Source organism: Nocardia sp. NRRL S-836 (genome assembly GCF_001279525.1).
Lineage (GTDB): Bacteria > Actinomycetota > Actinomycetes > Mycobacteriales > Pseudonocardiaceae > Lentzea.
Genome location: NZ_LGDY01000164.1, coordinates 37,118 through 53,502 on the forward strand (window position 1 = coordinate 37,118; position 16,385 = coordinate 53,502).

At 67.7% G+C, this 16,385-nt stretch carries 10 protein-coding genes, 1 tRNA gene and 1 pseudogene; 8 read left to right on the plus strand and 4 right to left on the minus strand.

Features of this window, described 5'->3' with window-relative positions:
- Positions 1 to 89 precede the first annotated feature (89 nt).
- Positions 90 to 611, plus strand: coding sequence for an NAD(P)H-dependent oxidoreductase (locus ADL03_RS42070; RefSeq protein WP_053739250.1), 522 nt, complete (start codon positions 90 to 92; stop codon positions 609 to 611).
- A 2-nt stretch (positions 612 to 613) separates the two neighbouring features.
- Here the strand turns inward: ADL03_RS42070 and ADL03_RS42075 are convergent, their stop codons facing one another.
- Positions 614 to 1,699 (minus strand): bifunctional RNase H/acid phosphatase, encoded by a 1,086-nt coding sequence (locus tag ADL03_RS42075; protein ID WP_053739251.1) that lies wholly within the window; start codon positions 1,697 to 1,699, stop codon positions 614 to 616.
- Positions 1,700 to 1,817: 118 nt separating this feature from the next.
- Here ADL03_RS42075 and ADL03_RS42080 point away from each other — a divergent pair.
- Both ADL03_RS42080 and ADL03_RS50070 read left to right on the plus strand, forming a co-directional pair.
- A tRNA-Leu gene (locus ADL03_RS42080) sits at positions 1,818 to 1,903 on the plus strand.
- Between the two features lie 106 nt (positions 1,904 to 2,009).
- The gene (locus tag ADL03_RS50070) at positions 2,010 to 2,393 is read left to right on the plus strand and encodes a hypothetical protein (RefSeq protein ID WP_053739252.1); all 384 of its coding nucleotides are present in this window, start codon (positions 2,010 to 2,012) and stop codon (positions 2,391 to 2,393) included.
- On the opposite strand, the gene ADL03_RS50975 is transcribed toward ADL03_RS50070, so the two are convergent.
- Both ADL03_RS50975 and ADL03_RS42090 read right to left on the minus strand, forming a co-directional pair.
- Positions 2,320 to 2,610, minus strand: a complete 291-nt coding sequence (locus ADL03_RS50975; RefSeq protein ID WP_369809085.1) for a zinc ribbon domain-containing protein — start codon at positions 2,608 to 2,610, stop codon at positions 2,320 to 2,322. The two genes, ADL03_RS50070 and ADL03_RS50975, sit on opposite strands and share 74 nt — an antisense overlap.
- Positions 2,611 to 3,079: 469 nt before the next feature.
- Complete coding sequence (locus ADL03_RS42090; RefSeq protein ID WP_255353468.1) at positions 3,080 to 4,243, minus strand: serine/threonine-protein kinase; 1,164 nt, start codon at positions 4,241 to 4,243, stop codon at positions 3,080 to 3,082.
- Between the two features lie 116 nt (positions 4,244 to 4,359).
- Here ADL03_RS42090 and ADL03_RS42095 point away from each other — a divergent pair, with 116 nt between their 5' ends.
- From ADL03_RS42095 to ADL03_RS50985, 5 genes and pseudogenes are all read left to right on the plus strand, one after another.
- Positions 4,360 to 6,003 (plus strand): PD-(D/E)XK nuclease family protein, encoded by a 1,644-nt coding sequence (locus ADL03_RS42095; protein WP_082373989.1) that lies wholly within the window; start codon positions 4,360 to 4,362, stop codon positions 6,001 to 6,003.
- A complete protein-coding gene (locus ADL03_RS42100) occupies positions 6,000 to 7,100 on the plus strand; it encodes an HU-CCDC81 and SPOR domain-containing protein (protein ID WP_053739255.1) in 1,101 nt (366 codons plus the stop codon). Before ADL03_RS42095 ends, ADL03_RS42100 begins: the two co-directional genes overlap by 4 nt.
- Positions 7,101 to 7,116: 16 nt before the next feature.
- A complete protein-coding gene (locus ADL03_RS42105) occupies positions 7,117 to 10,647 on the plus strand; it encodes a hypothetical protein (protein ID WP_053739256.1) in 3,531 nt (1,176 codons plus the stop codon).
- 2 nt (positions 10,648 to 10,649) lie between these two features.
- Positions 10,650 to 12,485 (plus strand): annotated as a pseudogene (locus tag ADL03_RS50980) (pPIWI_RE module domain-containing protein); the annotation flags it as partial.
- A 3-nt stretch (positions 12,486 to 12,488) separates the two neighbouring features.
- Positions 12,489 to 13,511, plus strand: coding sequence for an RNAseH domain-containing protein (locus ADL03_RS50985; protein ID WP_369809087.1), 1,023 nt, complete (start codon positions 12,489 to 12,491; stop codon positions 13,509 to 13,511).
- Here ADL03_RS50985 and ADL03_RS42115 read toward each other — a convergent pair whose 3' ends face one another.
- Entirely contained in the window at positions 13,512 to 16,232 is a 2,721-nt protein-coding gene (locus ADL03_RS42115; protein WP_231642840.1) for an NB-ARC domain-containing protein, read from the minus strand. It abuts the gene before it with no gap.
- Positions 16,233 to 16,385: the final 153 nt, after the last annotated feature.

Below are 16,385 nucleotides of genomic sequence, written 5' to 3' on the forward strand. Positions count from 1 at the left end.
CACGTCGACTACGGCCGCGTGGCAGCCAGCCTGTGTTGCCCCTGAGCCCCGCCGCCACCCACGTCCGCGATCTCAGGGAGCGCCCTGCCGTGTCCAACTTGCTGATCATCTCCGGCGCGCCGTCCCCGGCCGCGCCCACCGGTCTCGTCGTGTCCCACGTCGGCGCCCTCCTGGAGGCCGCGGGCCACCGCGTGACCCACCTGAACGTGCGCGCACTGCCGACGTTGTCCCTGCTCACCGAGGACCTGCGCGACCAGGAGATCGCCGCCGCGGTCAGCGCGGTGCTCTCCGCCGACGGCGTCGTGGTCGCCTCCCCCGTCTACCGCGCCGCCTACAGCGGCCTGGTCAAGGCACTGCTCGACCTGCTGCCGAAGAAGGCGCTGCGCGGCCGCGCCGTGCTCCCCCTGGCAACCGGCGGCAGCCAGGGGTTCCTGGTGGCGATGGACTACGCGCTGCACCCGTTGCTCGCCTCGAAGGGCGCGGACCAGGTGGTGCGCGGCGAGTTCGTGCTCGACCAGAACGTCGGCACCCCCGCGGCGGCACTGGCCCTGGAGGCGGCGACGGACCGCTTCACGACCGCGCTGACCCCGCGCTTGCGCAAGGCCGGCTGAGCTCAGCCCAGGTGTGACGTGTCGTTGACGAGCTTCACCGACGCGTGCCCGTCCGGGTAGAACTCGGCGATCGAGACACCCGTCAGGTCGAGGTGCATGCGGAACAGGAACTGCGGCCCCACGTCGAGCGCCTGCCGCAGCAACGTCTTGATCGGCGTGACGTGACTCACCACGACAAGCGTCTTGCCGCCGTACTTGGCGATGAGGTCCGTGCGCGCCTTCCGCACCCGTGCGTGCACCTCGTCGAAGCTCTCGCCGTTGGGCGGCTTGACACTCGTGTCCCCCAGCCACCTGCGATGCACGTCGGGGTCCTGCCGCGCCGCCTCCGCGAACGTCAGCCCTTCCCACGCGCCGAAGTCCGTCTCGATGAGCCCCTGGTGGGTGACGACGTCGAGCCCCACGGCGTCGGCGAGCTTCTGCGCGGTCTGCGTGGCCCGCTGCAGGGGCGAGGAGACGATCGCCGCGATGTCCTCCACTGTGGACAACCGCTGCGCGGCCCTGCTCGCCTGCTCCAGCCCCAGCTCGGTGAGCGGGTGGTCACCCCGCCCGGAGTAGCGGCGTTCGACGCTCAACCTGGTCTGCCCGTGCCGCAACAGGATCAGCCGCGTCGGCTCGCCGACCGCGCCGCTCCAGTGCGGCTGCTTGGCCCCTTCGGCCTGCTGGGGTTGCTTGTCTTGCTGGTCCTGCTTTGCATCGTCCATGGCCTCGTTGGCCAGCCGGTCAGCCTGCCGGTTGCGCTCCCGCGGAATCCACTCGTAGGCAACCCGGTCGAACCCGTCCGCGAGCTGCCGAGCCTCCCGCGCCAACGGCTGCATCGAGGGGTGCTTGATCTTCCACCGCCCCGACATCTGCTCCACGACGAGCTTCGAGTCCATCCGCACCTCGACGACCTCGGCCCCGACCTCCCCCGCAGCCCGCAACCCGGCGATCAACCCCTGGTACTCGGCCACGTTGTTGGTCGCAACCCCCACGAACCCCTTGCGCTCGGCCAGCGTCTCCCCGGTCCGGTGATCACGGACAACGGCCCCGTACCCAGCCGGCCCCGGGTTGCCCCGCGACCCTCCATCGGCCTCGACGATGACCTTCACCGGCCGTCCTCCTCGCGTGTCCAGGTGTTGTCGGCACCGATCGTAGGCACCGCGCGGGGGCGTTGCGTGCCCCCTGGTTCGAGGGCGTTCACCGGGCGTATATGATTCAGCCACACCGGTCCGGGTGGCGGAATGGCAGACGCGCTAGCTTGAGGTGCTAGTCCCCGAAAGGGGGTGGGGGTTCAAGTCCCCCCTCGGACACCAGCACTATTCACCAAGGGGGTGGGGGTTCAAGTCCCCCCTCGGACACCAGCACTATTCACCCCCACTGGGTTGATGGAGACATCAGCTTCGTGGGGGTTTGCTTGTAGTGGACCTGCGGGTCTATCGCGTCGTACAGCTCCTCCAGTCTCGTCGGGGCGTGTCCTCGCAGTGCCTCGCTGACGTCTCCGATGGAGTCGATCGCCGCGTAGATCTGGACGATGTCCCGCTCGACCGGTGCCGGAACGGGCGTCCGGGCAGCCCGTGCCGCTGCGCATCGTTGATCACCTCAACCAGCGCAGCCGAGTTGACGCCGGCCATGATGGCGTTCTGGAATCTCGTCAGCTTGGCTTCCACGTCAGCGAGCCTCTTCTTCGCGGCAGCACGACTGAAATCGATCACCGGTTCTTGTGAGTCCATCAGCGCGGCAACGATCCGGTTCCGCTTCTTCCGGTCGAACAAGTGCCCGAGTCAGCCGTTGATGGCGTCATGAAGAAGGCCCTCCCGCAAATAGACCGCTCCGGGATGCGACGCGAGCACCGGAGAGCCCGGAGCCAGGGTGCGTGTGGGCACCGGTAGTACATGGCTTTCTTGCGTGGGCTGCCCTCCATCTTCCTGCCGCAGATGTCACACCGAATCCGGCCGCGGAACAGGTAGCGGTGCTTCGGACAGGCGGCAGAGGACTTCGACGACCGAGGAAACGAAGGCATTCCACCACCTCTACGGCGCTGCGGTCGGTACTGGCTACCCGGAGAACGTCCTGGAGCACCTGACGTTCACGCTGGCCGAGGCAGGCTGGACCGAGCTGGAAACGTCCGAGTGGGAGGGGCATCGTGGAAGCGCTCCTACACCGGGGCGAGCACTGCATCCGAGCCTCAGACGACCCGGTGAACCGGCAGGTGCGCCTGAGCGACGGCAGGGACGAGCTGAACCTGGACCTGCTGGCGACGGCGTCTTGGTCGACGGCGCCATCGACTTCGGGGACGGTTCGGCGCCCTTTCTGAGGTTGCCCTCGCCAGCCCAAATTACAGTGCTCGGGCTGCACCCGACCACCGACGGGACGCTGCGCGGTCCGCACTCGGTCGAGCTCGCCGGACATCAGCTCCACGCATTGGCCGAGGTCGCCGGCCTGCGACACCCGGCGACCGGCTAAACGGCGATCGCGGCGACTCGTAGAACTCAGGCAACTGGTCCTCGGGCCTTCTCTAGCACCCTCTCCACTTCGGCCACGACCTCGTGCGACCGGCCGTAGGTGGCGACCGCGTCGTCGTACAGGTTGCGGAGTTTCGCGAAGGCGGCCTCGACCTCGCCGCTCACGAGGTGCTCTTCGGCATTTCCCAGACGCTCGTGAACGACCTCGCGGGTGAGGTACGTGCCGCGCCGGCGGCGAGAGAAACCGAAATCACGCTTCGCACCGGTCCGCCCGGATCGATTCGAGTCGTTCGCGGATCGGATCCGATGAGGGATCGTCAGGTCGAACTCGAACGCCGGGTCGGGTGCGGCATCCCCCTCCTTCGGGAGGTACGGAGTGAATACACGGATCACGTCCTGGCTCGTCAGCCGCTTTTCGTGGTCCTTCGCCAAGAGCCCCAGAACCAGCTCGTCCACTTCAGGAGGAATTCCCGGTACGCGTTGCCGCAAAGACGTCGGCACGGTATATAGGTGGTGCTGCTGGAGCGACGGCCCGCCGTTCACCGCACGGAAAGGCTCGGTTCCGGTCAGCATCAGATGGAGCACGCAGCCGAGTCCGTACAGATCGGAACTGGGCAGGTCCCCTTTTCCCTGGAAACGCTCGGGCGCCATGTACGGCTCGGTGCCGACATTCAGCTCGGTGTACCGCGTCGGATCGCCGTCGATGGCCAGGGCGATGCCGAAATCGATCAGGTAGACCCAGCCCTGCGAGGTGATCATGAGGTTGCTCGGGGTGAGGTCGCGGTGCAGGACGTTCTTCGCGTGCGTGGCAACGAGAGCCTGCGCCACGGGCACCGCCAGACAGGCGACCTCCGTCACCCTGGGACAGTTCCTCCCCAGGTAGTCGTGCAGCGTGATGCCGTCGACGTACTCCATCACCAAGTACGGACGCGTCCCGTGCACGCCCTGGTCCAGGAGCTTCGGAACGTTCGGGTGATCGACCTTCGCCAGGTTCCTCCCTTCGTGGGCGAACCGGCCCAAGAGCTTCCTCTCGGCATTGGCGTTGACCCCCTCCGAAACCGTCCGGGGGGTTTTGACGACGACATCGCGACCTGCGATCCGATCGAAGGCGATGAACGTGAGCGCCATCCCGCCACCGTCGATCGCACGATCGACGCGGTATCGATCGCCGACCGATTCACCAATCCGCAATTCTCCGCGCTTTCATTCCGAAGGCCACACGTGCCGGGCGGAGTATAGCTGACGGACTCCGGCTACCACTCGTGGCGGCAGTTCCTCTAGCATCTCCAAGACTGCGGGGCTGTTCCATGCTCATCACCACCTGTCATCCGGACCGGAAGGCTTCGATCGACTTGATTCGCCATGCCGTGGAAATGATCAGGGTCAGCGCGAGCAACCTGCGGGAAGACGATCGAAGGTGTCCGAAATCGGTCGCGCTCAACGTCCGGAACAGCACGACCGGGAAGGACAAGTTCCGGGCGCGGCTCGAGCTGTTCACGCTCGGGCCGTTGATGCAATCGCTCGATGGCATGGAGTTCGCGGGCTCTTCGCGAGACGAAACCGTCGCGCATCTCCTGGAACGCACCCAGGCAAACACGTGGAAGAGAGTTCACCCCGGACTCGCCGAGTGGACGATCCAGGCACTCGATCACTACCTGGCCGCCCTCCGGGACCATCGAGAGAGAGCCGGGATACCCGCGCTGATCCCCGTCAAGGCCGAGTGGGTGATCAGCAAGGAGCAACGTCCGCGGGACGGCCGCGGGGCCGACCTCTACGAGTGGACGAACTGGGGCCGCCGGTACCGCTCCGCCGACGGGAGCCTCCGAGAGCTGTGGCTCATGCACCTGAACGACCTCAAGGAGCGCTCCGCCGCGGAGCTGACGGCCGCGGCGCACGTGCTGGCCCACGGCACACCGGTGGGGCCGGCGGCACCCGCAGACCACACGACGCCGATGCGCGTCCGGTTGATGGCCTTCTGCGGCGGGTCCGGCGAGGCGGAGCCCAGAGGCGAGTGGGAAACCTCGACCACGCACGCCGAGTTCGGTGATCGCGTGGTGAGACGGGCCATGAAGGTCATGGACGCCAACGATCGTATCGCCGGGGGTGACTGCGCCGAATGCAAAATCACCAACAGCTGTACCGCACTCCCCAGGTTCCCCGTTCTGCCGGACCTGCGGACGCGACAACGGGGCAGGCGCACCGTGTCGGTGACCGACCTGCGCGCCTACGACGAATGCCCGGCCCGTTACCACCTCGAGCGGCAGCACCACCTCGCGGACAAGGAGAAGTCCGAACCGGCACCGGTCGTGCTCGGCCGCGAGGTCGACGACTGGCTCAACAAGCGCCACGAAGCCTCCGCGGCGCGGTGCCGCCCGGATGAGATGACCGACCTGTCGTTCCCCGCGCTACCACCGGAGGACGCGTCGCGCGCCGCGAGGATGCTCATGCGGCACACGGCATTCTGCCCGCTGTCGGACAGGACGCAGGCGCCGCCCAGGGTGCAGCCCTCAGTGGCGGCGTACGACGACGACCTGCGGGTCGTCCTGATCGCGACACCGGACCTGATGTTCCACCGCGACGGGACGTGGATCTGGAGGGAGACGAAGACCTCGTCGAAACCGCCATGGAGAGGCGGCTCGTTGCTCGGCCAGTTTCCCCAGCTGGCAATGGGAGTCCTGCTGCTCACGGCCAAAGGTCTGTTCAAGACCTCGCGCGTCGAACTGGAACACCTGCGCGCGGACGGGGGTTCGCTCGAAGTGGTCGATCCGAATCAGCCCGAGGTGCTCGCCGAGGCACGCGAGGTGATCGGCGCGCTGATGCGTCCTCTGCTGGACGACGACGAGTTCGTGGCCACCCCGTCGACCGGCTGCGGCGACTGCCGGGTTCTCGCGTGGTGTGCACCAGGACGTACACACCTCGCGGAAAGCGCCCACGAGAAGGGTGGCCGGTGAACCTGAACGACCCGAACCTGGAGCTCGTCGGCGACGTGGCGCGTGCCCTGGTGGCACTGGACGCTGTGAAGGACCTCGCCGCGTTCCACCTCCCGTATCCCGCCGAGGCGCAACGAGCCCTCGATCGGCTGGTGCTCAGGACGTTGCGGGACAGGGCCGCACCGCCGGCCAGTGTCCCCGGAATGGTCACCTTCTGCCAGGAACGACCGGTCGTGGACTGGCCGCTCACGCTTCCGAGTGGCCTGTTCGCCCCGGGAAGCCGTTTCGTCGACGAGGAGTACGGCTACCTGACCGAGCTCTGCTTCGAGGCGGCAACCGCCCTTGGCACTGCCTTTCCTCGCGAAAGTCCGGTCGACACCATGCTCGACGACCTGGCGAAGCGGTGCCAGGCACGGCAGGACGCGGCGGCGTACAGCACGTTCCGCCGGATGCTGGCGGAATCGCCGGTGCTGGACAACGAGGCGGTGAGCACAATCAACTTCGAGCTGCCGCTCGGCCTGCTCGACGACGTCATCTGGAACGTGTACCGCAAGGCTGATGAGCGGTGGGCCGATCGCGGCCTGTACCGGGCCTGCGGTGGCTGCTCTCACCTCGCGATTCCGCTCGGCGCGGACGAGTGGTGCTGTGAGAGCGACAAGTGCGGCGAGGACGTCGTGGAGTCCGGCGGCAGCTGGACCGACGACGAGGGACCGCTGCACCACCTCGACCGCTGGCACCGCCAGTTCGTGTCCAGGCAGGCGCAGGCCGTGCTGAGGCTCGCCGGGAGGCTGGAGGCGGTGGGGGCGAAGGCCGAGCCGTGGCCGCGCTTCGGCACGTACGACCTCCAAATCCTGTTGTCACACGGTCGAACTTGGGGAATCAGGATGGTGGACTGGGGCAACGCCGCTCTGGCGGGTGTGACGGAGCGGCCGATCGACGAACCGTCCACGGTGGACAGGGTGTACCGGGTGGTCCCCGGTGAACGCCTGCTCGCGGATCCCGGCTACCTGAGCACATTCCGCGCGTTCGGACCGGCGGACGGTGTGGAGGTCGTCACCGACGAGGAAGTCCTGCGCACCACCGAGGCCGCGCTCGTCCCAGGGGGTGCGGGTGCGTAACGCCGACGCATGGCTCATGCCGCTGGTCGATAGCTTGCAGGAGAACTGGCCGGACCACGACACCCGGGCGACGCCTTTCCTCCTCTGCCAGGTCGAGCTGGGGTTGCGCCTCCTGGAACGCCTCGATCCGAACGAGCGCGCGGACGGTGCCTGGGTGCTCTTCGGCGGATATGCGTTCGGGCAGATCCGTGGTCTGGTGTCCACCAGGGAGCAGGAGTGGATGGTGGCATGCGCACGCCACCGGCTGTGGCCGCTTCGCCGCCGGCAGGCGTGGCGGGACGCCCTTGACGCCTATCGGCAGCTCGACGCACAGGTCCGCGCCTACACCGTGCCCGAAGACCTGGGGCCTGCCGTGTTCATCGGCCCCGGCGACACCGCGACCGACCGGGTGAAGCACTACGATCGGGCGCTTTCCGAGCTTCCTGAGCACCTCGGCCACACGATGCTCATGGCCGAGGCCGGTCCTTACCACTTCCTGCGCTGGGGCAAGCGCACGACCATCGACATCCCCGGCGACCTGGTCGAGGACATGCCGGTCGCCGAACGTCATCCGGTCGACCGGCTCACCGCGTTCAACGGCGACCCTGTCGACATCAGGCGAGCCGAACTGCTGGACACCGCGGAATGGCTGGTGGGCAGGGAGTACGAGCTCGGGTTCGACCCGATCAGGGATTGGGTCTCCCACCTGCGGGACGTGCTCTTCGACGTTCTGGAGCAGGACGGCTCCAGATATGTCGAAGCCGAGTCCTTCCGGCTCGACGGCCTGGTCAACGCGGTGGGCATCGTCGGCGCAGGCAAGAGCACGCTCATGCAGCTCATCGCGGTGTGGGCCGCTCGCCACCCGCGCTCCCCGCACGTCACGATCGTCGTCGGGGACGTGGCCGAGCAACTGCGGCTCACCGAGTACCTCTGTTCGGTACTCGGTACTGCGGCGGCGGCACCGGTCATCGGGTTCTCGACGCGAGGACGTCACATCCAGGGGTTGCACCGGCGGCTCACCGCGCAGGGCAGGACGTCCCTCATCGACCATCGCGGCGAACCCGGTTTCGATCTCCTGAGCACGGCGTGCCCCCTCGACGCGCTGCGTCCGGAGACGAAGAGAGAACCGACACGGTTGCTCGACGCACCCTGCGTCGGCCTGCACGTCCCGTCCGACGACGAGCCCGACGAGGACGACGACCGCCCCGTGCGCGGAAGGCCCCGTGGTTGTCCATTGTGGAATGACTGTCCGCGGCACGGCGCGGCGCGCACGCAGGTAAAGGCGTCCATCTGGGTCGCGAACATGGCGTCGCTGGTGACCAGCCCGCTTTCCCCACACGTCAGCGACGTCAGGTTGCGCCAGCTGGAACTCGCCTGCCTGCGCAGCGACATCGTGATCATCGACGAGTCCGACAGGGTGATGATGAACCTCGACGAGATGTTCGCCCCGTCGGCGACGCTCGCGGTCAAGGGACCCGACTCCTGGCTGGACCAGCTCCACTCCCACAACATCGGTGAGCTCGCCAGAGAAGGACGCATCCAGCTGTCTGACGGCAACGTACGGCGCTGGGACGCGTCGCTCGGCGTTGTGTCGACCGCCACGAACAGGCTTCACGAGAGGCTGATCCGCCGCAAGGACGTCCGCGAGTGGGTCGGCATCGAGTTCTTCAACTCGTGGACGCTGCAGGAAAGGCTGCTGAACGAGGTCTACCCCCGCGTAGAAGGCGACGACGCGGCCGCCTCTCTCGACGAGGACCTCGCCGTCGACGACTTCGACCACCACGCACACGCACGGGCCTCCGCCGCCGCAGCACCGGACTCAACCGACCGGCGAACCCGGCTGGAGGCCATCTTCGACGTCTTCCGCGACGATCCGCTCGGTGATCGTGGTCCCTACGACGACGAAACGGACCTGCTGGTCGCGTCACTGCACGACGTTCTCCACACGCTGGCGCCCTCTCGATCGCGCGGCAAGCTCGCCACCGTGCTGCAGGCGCTGTTCGGCGCCCTCCCCACCCCGCACGTCAACGAACTCGTGTGGAAACTGGAGTTCGTCTTGCTGGTCACGGCCCTGCACCACCGGCTGAACCAGCTGACCCACCTCTGGCCTCAAGTGGAGGCGGCGCTGAGACTGGAACTGACCGACAACGAACTGGTTCGCAGGCCGCCCCTCGACTACTCACCTCTCATCCCCGAGTCCCCCATGGGTAACCTGCTGGGCTTCCAGTACATCCCGGACGACGCCTCGGACCCCGACCAGGACCTCCTCACCGGGACGCTGCGGTTCTTCCGCTGCGCAGGTGTGGGCAGGGAACTGCTGGTCGCACTGCCGGGGCTCACAGCGGACCCGCAACGGAAGAGGTCCGGCCCGCACACCCTGCTGATGTCCGGCACCAGCTGGGCCGGCACCTCGACGAGGGCGCACGTCCCCGAGACGGTGAAACTGGTGCTCCGGCCGCGGGACGAACGGCTTCAGCCCGTCAACGAGTCGGTGTTCACCACGAGGTTCCTCTACGACAGGGGCGTACCGATCAGCCTGTCGGGCCAGCCCAGAAGTGTCCGTCCGGCCGTGCTCAAGATGATGATCGAGCAGCTCGGCGAGGAACGGCCGGGCGCGCACCCGATCCTCCAGGAAGAGCTGAACGAGGTCCCCCACGAGCGCCGACGGGCGTTGCTGTTGGTCGGCAGCTATCGCGAAGCCGAGATCGCGGCCGACCAACTCAACGGGATGGGCCGGTGGAAGGGACGTGTTCACGTGCTCGCCGCCGACGACGCCGACCTGGACGACGCGGCGCCTGGCATTGGCGACACCCGGCGGCTGAAGGCGGGCTCGATTCGCCGCGGCAGCGTCGCGCGGTTCGCCGACGATCCGAACGCGCTGGTCCTCGTCGCGCCTCTACTCGCGGTCGAACGCGGTCACAACATCCTCAACAGGGTGGGTAAGGCAGCCTTCGGGGTCGCGTTTTTCCTCGTCCGGCCTCATCCCGTGCCCACCGACCTGAGCCTCGCGGTGTTCGCGATCAACGACTGGGTGACCCGGTTCGTGCGGGGAACGCTGGAAAAGCCTCTGGTTCCGACCACTCCACCGAGCTTCCGCGAGCTCGTGAGCGCTGCGCCATCGCTGGACGCGGCGGGCAAGGCCTTTCGCGACCTCGCGCGTGCCCGCTGGGGCAAGCTGCTGACCAGGAGGTACTCCTACCTCCGGTTGTCCGCCGCCGAACGCCGTTCGTTCGCCTGGGACCAGCTCGTGACCATGTGGCAGGTAATCGGCAGGCTCGTCCGCGGTGGGGTGCCCGCGAGAGTCGTGTTCGTGGACGCCAAGTTCGCGCCGCGACTGGCTGCGGCGGGAGCGCCCGGAGCCACCGGTGCGAAGAGGAAACCTCGTGACACTCCGGCGACAAGTCTCCTGGTGAACATCAAGGACGTGCTGGAGCCGTTCTTCGCATCGCACGGTGCCGACGCCCAGCTCGTGCGGATGTTGTACGCCCCCATATACCACGGGCTGAACAAGATGTTCCTCCAGTCCCAGCTCGAACTGGCCCGGCGGGCCGCTACCGAGGACCGGTGATCATGGGGTTCGAGTACGAGAGGATCGGCTTCGGCGTCTACGAGCCGAGGCCGGGCTACGACGACCTGGCGATGGACTTCGACGCCCTGGCGTTTCCCGAGCACTTCGCCGGTGTCGCAGACCTGCTCGGTTCCGTCAGGGAGGACGGGGAGCCCCTGCGCGCGGCTCCCACGTACCAGCTGAACGGGCTCATCCAGTCCCTGGCATCCGATCTCTCGGTGATGCGGCGAGGATGGGACCGCGGTGTTCCGCGCACGCACGGATGGCTCTACCACCCCGCCGCGCGGCCGAATCCGTTGCCGGAGCGAGTTCTCACCAGGCTTCTCGAGTTCTGGATCACCGGTCTGAGCTCCGGTGACGAGTACGAGCTCGCCGCCCGCCGGCTCCTCGATCGGCTCAGCGCCACTCCTCCGCAGTGGAGCAAAGCGACGATCCCCCTGTTGCGCGCCGATGTCAGCAGCGGAGGCACAGCCGCGCCGACGAGCCTGCAGTACGTGCTCCTCGCCGACCACTTCGCGCGACGAATCCAGCAGCTGCCTCCGTTTCGCCACGGCGGCCGTCAGCTTCGGTTCCGGGCCGTCGCCCGGGGCCCGCGGCAGCAGGGCGCCGAACTGATGTCGCAACCGCTGGACCACGACTTCGGCGGCAGGACCTCCTGGTTCTCGGTGTACCTCCACGTCACCGTGCACACCGTGCCGTTCGATCCGTTGCCCAAGATCCACCTGCACACCGGCATCCGCCGCTGGGCGACTCATCCGGACGAGGAGATGGGCAGGCTCAAGCTCGGCTTCGGCCGGGCAACATCGGTCTACCTGAGGCCGACGGTTCCCTGGCTCCCCCAGGCACCGGTGAGCGACCGCTACGGCGTGGCCCAGCTCATGTGGGACAGGGAAGCCGAACGTCCGGACTGGCGTCGAGGCGGTCCCGCGCACCTTCTGAACCGAGTAGCCGGTACGCGGAGGTTCCCCGGAGTCGACGAACTCCTGAGCGACCCTGAACCGTGGTTGCGGGGCAACGACAAGTTGGAGGCGCTGGTCGTCCACTCGACCGCCATGGGCAAGCACGACATCGCCACCGGGCTGATGTCGCAGCAGCGGTCCAAGATCATCGAGTGGGCACAGGAGGGCCTGTTCCCCGAGCTTCGGAGAGTTCCCGACCTCGTGCGCTCCGACATCGTCCAGGACGCACCCGCGAACGTGCGCAGGCCTGTGCCGAAGAGTCGGCGCGACGATGCGGACGCCGCAGCGGCCCAGCGCCTTCGACAGTCGCTGGGCGCCCTGTGCGCGCACCGGACGGAGAGCGGCGAGCGCGTGTTCGAGGCGAGATTGCTGTGGCAGTCACAAGCCGTGCGCGACTCGGCGATCAACGCGTTGATCGCGACCCTGGGGCTCACCGGTGACGGTGGCGCGGGGCAGCACGGCGAGATCGATCACGAAACGAGCGAACCGGGTTCGCCGGTGCTGCTGATCTGGGAGAGCCCGGAGCTCACGGTCCGTCTCCGCTGTCTGCGCCTCGGCCCGCTCGGCGGTTCGCTCGGTGTGAACAGGAAGTCCCGGACCAAGCGCCAGGACCGGCTGGTGGCCATCGGCGAACGCAGGAAGGCACTGGAGAAGTTCCTGGCCGGCGACGGGGCGAGTGTGGCGCTGCCGACCCTGTCGTTCGTGGAGATCCCGAGACGCCGAAGCTTCGCCTACCGCGGCAACGATCCGAAGTTCGCCATCCGGCTGGGCTGCGCCGACGCCGGCGTGTTCACCCAGTTCATCGCAGATCGCGGGCCGCAGCGGGATCACCGCGCCAGGTCGTCCTGGCTGGACGGGTTCCGCCAGGCCGGAGCCACCACCGTGCCTCTGCCGGACGTTCCGGCCGGCCTGCCTGCCGACACGCAGTACCTCGCGCTCTGGATGGCGAGCACCCGGCGGGACAGCCCTTCCTGCCCACGCCGGAAGCTGCCGGTGGCCGTGCTCGTCCGTCCCGGCGCCGACGAGGGCGAGCATGTGCTGGGCTGGGATCCGGAGGCGGTCCACGGCATCGGTGGCTGGACGACCTACCCCCGCCTGCTGACCAGGTTGCCCGCGTTGGCCCGGGTCGCGCCCGAGGAACTCGACGACGATCCACGGCTGCAATGGGTGCCGTGGTCCGTTCACACCCGCGACCTCGAAAAGCAACGAGAGACCCTGGACGGCTTCCTGCAGGCGGTCCTGCGCTCCCCCGAGGTCGTCGACCGGCCGACCGTGCTCATGGCGCACAGCCAGAACGCGCGTCAGCAGTGGACGTGGCTGCAGGACGGCGTGGTGCGCAAGGACCTGATCCGGACCGGGATCGCTCCGCCGTCCGGCATCGGCCCCGGTCTGAAGCTGGTCCGCGTCCGCACCAATGATCAGCGCGAGACGGGCACGTGGTGGGGCGTCGACCACCCGGACGAGGTCAACGGCTACTCCAAGGGCCTGTGGAAGCGGGGCGACCAGGCCGGTGACGCGCGGGTCTTCTACAGCACGGCATCGAAGGCCTCCACCGCCGGCAAGGCCGCCGCGGTGGCGGACAAACTCGGCACCCGTCCCATGCGGACGGGTGCCAACAAGGGTGAGCCGACAACGGACATCGGGGTTCCCGGCTGGAACCCTTCACTGGTCGAGTTCGCCGTTCTCGCGTGCGAGGCCGACGCCGGTGACGATCCCGAGTCGATCGCGATGGCGCTGCACCAGTTCCGGCAGGCACCCGATCATCTCGACTGGTTGCGCCTGCCCCTACCGCTGCACCTGGCCCGCCACGCACAGGAGTACGTCCTGCCCGTGGCGGCAGCTGACGAGGAGGACCCCGAGCAAGCGCCGGAGGTCGTCGAACCCAGCGCACTCGTGGAGGACTGATCAGCGTTCCGACATTATCTCTTCCAGGCGAGCCAACGCCGCCTTGTCGCTGTCCCTGAGATGAGGCAGGGTCTTGAAGAGTGCGCGTGCGCGATCGGCCGCGAGCACGGCGTCGGCATCTCTGCCTAGTCGTCGGCGGGCCTCTGCCACCGACACAAGAACGCGGGCCTCGTTCGCCGGGGAGTCTTCGCGGTAGAGCGCCGCCGCCGCTTCGCCGTGCGCCGCCATCTCGGACCACGCGCCCAGTTTCCGATGAACCCGCAGGACGTTGCGGTGGATCGAGGCCTTGCCGTAGTCGTCACGTACATGACCGATCGCCGCGAGCGCCTCGGCACCCCGTTCCTCGGCGCGCTCCAGCTGTCCCGTGGCCAGGTCAGCGCTGAGCATCGTGTTGAGCACGTGGGCGATGCCCCGTCGGTCGCCCAGCTCCTCGTAGATCGACAACGCGGCCGCGCAGTGGTCCAGAACCTCGTCCCACCGCCGCTGGTCTTCAAGAACAACGGCGAACTGCTGGTGTGCGTTCGCTACGTCGAGTCTTGCCCCTGCCGTCTCCGCGATGCGAACGGACTGGCGCAGGTGCCACATCGACGGCTCCCAGCTGCCCAGCTTCCGTTGCGTCAGACCGACGAGCCGATGACTCACAGCGTCGAAGCGGGCCGCGTCCCGCCCCAGGTACGACCTGTCGACCTTCAGCGCGTCGCGCAGCAGCTGCTCGGACTCGCGCCAGAAGCCGGACCTGATGTGGAAAGTGCACAACGCGGCGGGGAGAAGCCATCGGTACGACGACCAAGCAGCGAAGACAGGTGCCTTCAAAACGTCGGTGAACGCCTGGTGCTCGGCGAGCAACCACTTCATCGCCTCCTCCCGCGTCGCCGGGCGCGGCAACGGCACGTCGTTCTCTGGCTCACCGACGGGCAGGTCACGTCCTGAGCCGAGCACCCGGTCGCAGCGGATGGCGAACCACAGCAGGTACTTCAACAGTGTTTCGCGCACGTGCTCGGCGAACTCGGGCTCGGAGGTCGTGAGCGCGTACTCGCGAATGACGTCGTGCACCGCGTAACGATCGTCTTCGGCGGCATGCGCGACGTGAGCACTCAGCAGTTCGTCCAGTGCTGCGGAAACCTCTCTCACGGACAACCCCGCCAGGTAGGCGATGACCTCCGGGCGCACCGAACTGCCGGGGTGCAAGGCGAGAACGTGCGACACCCTTGCCGCGTTGCGACTCAAGGCGTTGCAGGTCCAGGAAAACATTTCTCTCAGGGTGGCTCGGTCGCCGGTCTTGATCTCCAGAATCGCACCGGCGCCATCCAGTTCACCCAGAACACTGCGCAACGAGTGCGACTCGCGCTGCGACGTCTTCGCCCCGACGATCTCGATGGCTAGCGGCAACCCTCCGCACCTTGCCACGATGTCCTTGGCGACAGCCGGTTCGTCACGGACGCGTTTCTCGCCGATCAGGTCCGCCAGCAAGCGCAGTCCCTCTTCCTCAGGCAGCTTCGGCAGGCGGATCTCGCAGGCGTTGGGAACGTGCAGTGCCGACCGGCTGGTGACGACCGTTCTGCTCCTCGGCCCGACCGCGACCAGATCTCGCACCTGCTCGTAGTTCTCCGCGTTGTCCAGCACGACCAGCACGGCGGAGTCCGCGAGAATCGACCGATAGGCGGAGCGGAGGTCCTCGACCGGCCACCCAACCGGTTCAACGCCGAACGAGCGGACAAAGTGCGAAAGCACGGTCTCCGGCTGTACCGGGGTGCGGCCGGAGAAGCCCGCAAGGTCGACGTAAAGGCGGCCGTCCACGAATCGGCGGCGGTCTACCCGCGTCGCCCACGCCAGCGCGACCGCGGTCTTGCCGACTCCCGCAGCCCCCGTGATCGTCGCGACCGGAGCCGCCGAACCGTCCTCGCCCAGCAACACGTCCAGCCGCGCCAGTTCGGCATCACGCCCGCGCAACGCCGTGACGAACGGCGGCAACTGGTACGGCGCCGAGTAGGACTTGGCGACCGGAGGCGTCCCCGCACGCTGGTGCTCCCTCACCGCAGCCCTTATCTCGGAGGACGCGCCGATGCCGTGCCGTTTCGCGTTGGTCAGGTACCGGGTGAACGCCGACTCGATCTCACGGCCGCGGCCGGCAGCCGACAGCGCGCGGAACAGCGTGCTCCAGACGTGCTCGTCGATCGGCCACAACGTGATAGCGCGCTCGGCGGAGGTCACCGCCTCATGCGGTTCGTCGCACCGGATCTCCGTATCGATCAATTCCAGGTATAGCGCCCTGCGGCTGTCGCCGAGCCGTTCGACCTGGGACGCCAGGGCTTCGCAGTCGCTGAGCGGCCAGCCGGGACGCCAGAGGTCGCGAGCCTTGCGCAACATGGCCAGCTTCGCCCGTCGCGGCAGGGATCGCGCCGCCGCCAACAGCGACTCGTACTGGTGAACGTCGATGTTCCCGGGTTCGATCGCGAGCCGGACGTCGTCGCGCAGCGGAATCACCTCCGGCCCCAAAGCCTTGCGCAGCCTGGACACATGGCTGCGAACCGTGGTCTGTCCCCCGACGTCGCCAATGACACCGAAAGCGTCGTACAGCCTTGCGTAGCTCACGGCGCGCCCATCGGACAACGCAACGAAGGCCAGCACGGCGAGCGGACGAGGCGGGAGGGGAACCTCCTCACCACCGCGGAGAACTCGCGGTTTGCCGAGCAGTTGAACCTGGACATCACTGGCGTTCATCAGGGTCAAGTGAATCACCGTTCCCTCACGAACAGAGCGCAACGCGCCGATGTTGACGCCAGCGCCCGGCGCGTCAACATCACGCCAACAAGGCGCCAACAACGGTCGGCGACGCTTTCGTCATAGCAATCGAGTCGAAAGTGGGACTTCGAA

Excerpts from the sequence above, each read along its gene's own strand:
- ADL03_RS50975 (WP_369809085.1), bottom strand. The coding sequence starts at position 2,610 with ATGCCTTCGTTTCCTCGGTCGTCGAAGTCCTCTGCCGCCTGTCCGAAG.
- ADL03_RS42095 (WP_082373989.1), top strand. The coding sequence starts at position 4,360 with ATGCTCATCACCACCTGTCATCCGGACCGGAAGGCTTCGATCGACTTG.
- ADL03_RS42105 (WP_053739256.1), top strand. The coding sequence starts at position 7,117 with ATGCCGCTGGTCGATAGCTTGCAGGAGAACTGGCCGGACCACGACACC.
- ADL03_RS42115 (WP_231642840.1), bottom strand. The coding sequence starts at position 16,232 with ATGAACGCCAGTGATGTCCAGGTTCAACTGCTCGGCAAACCGCGAGTT.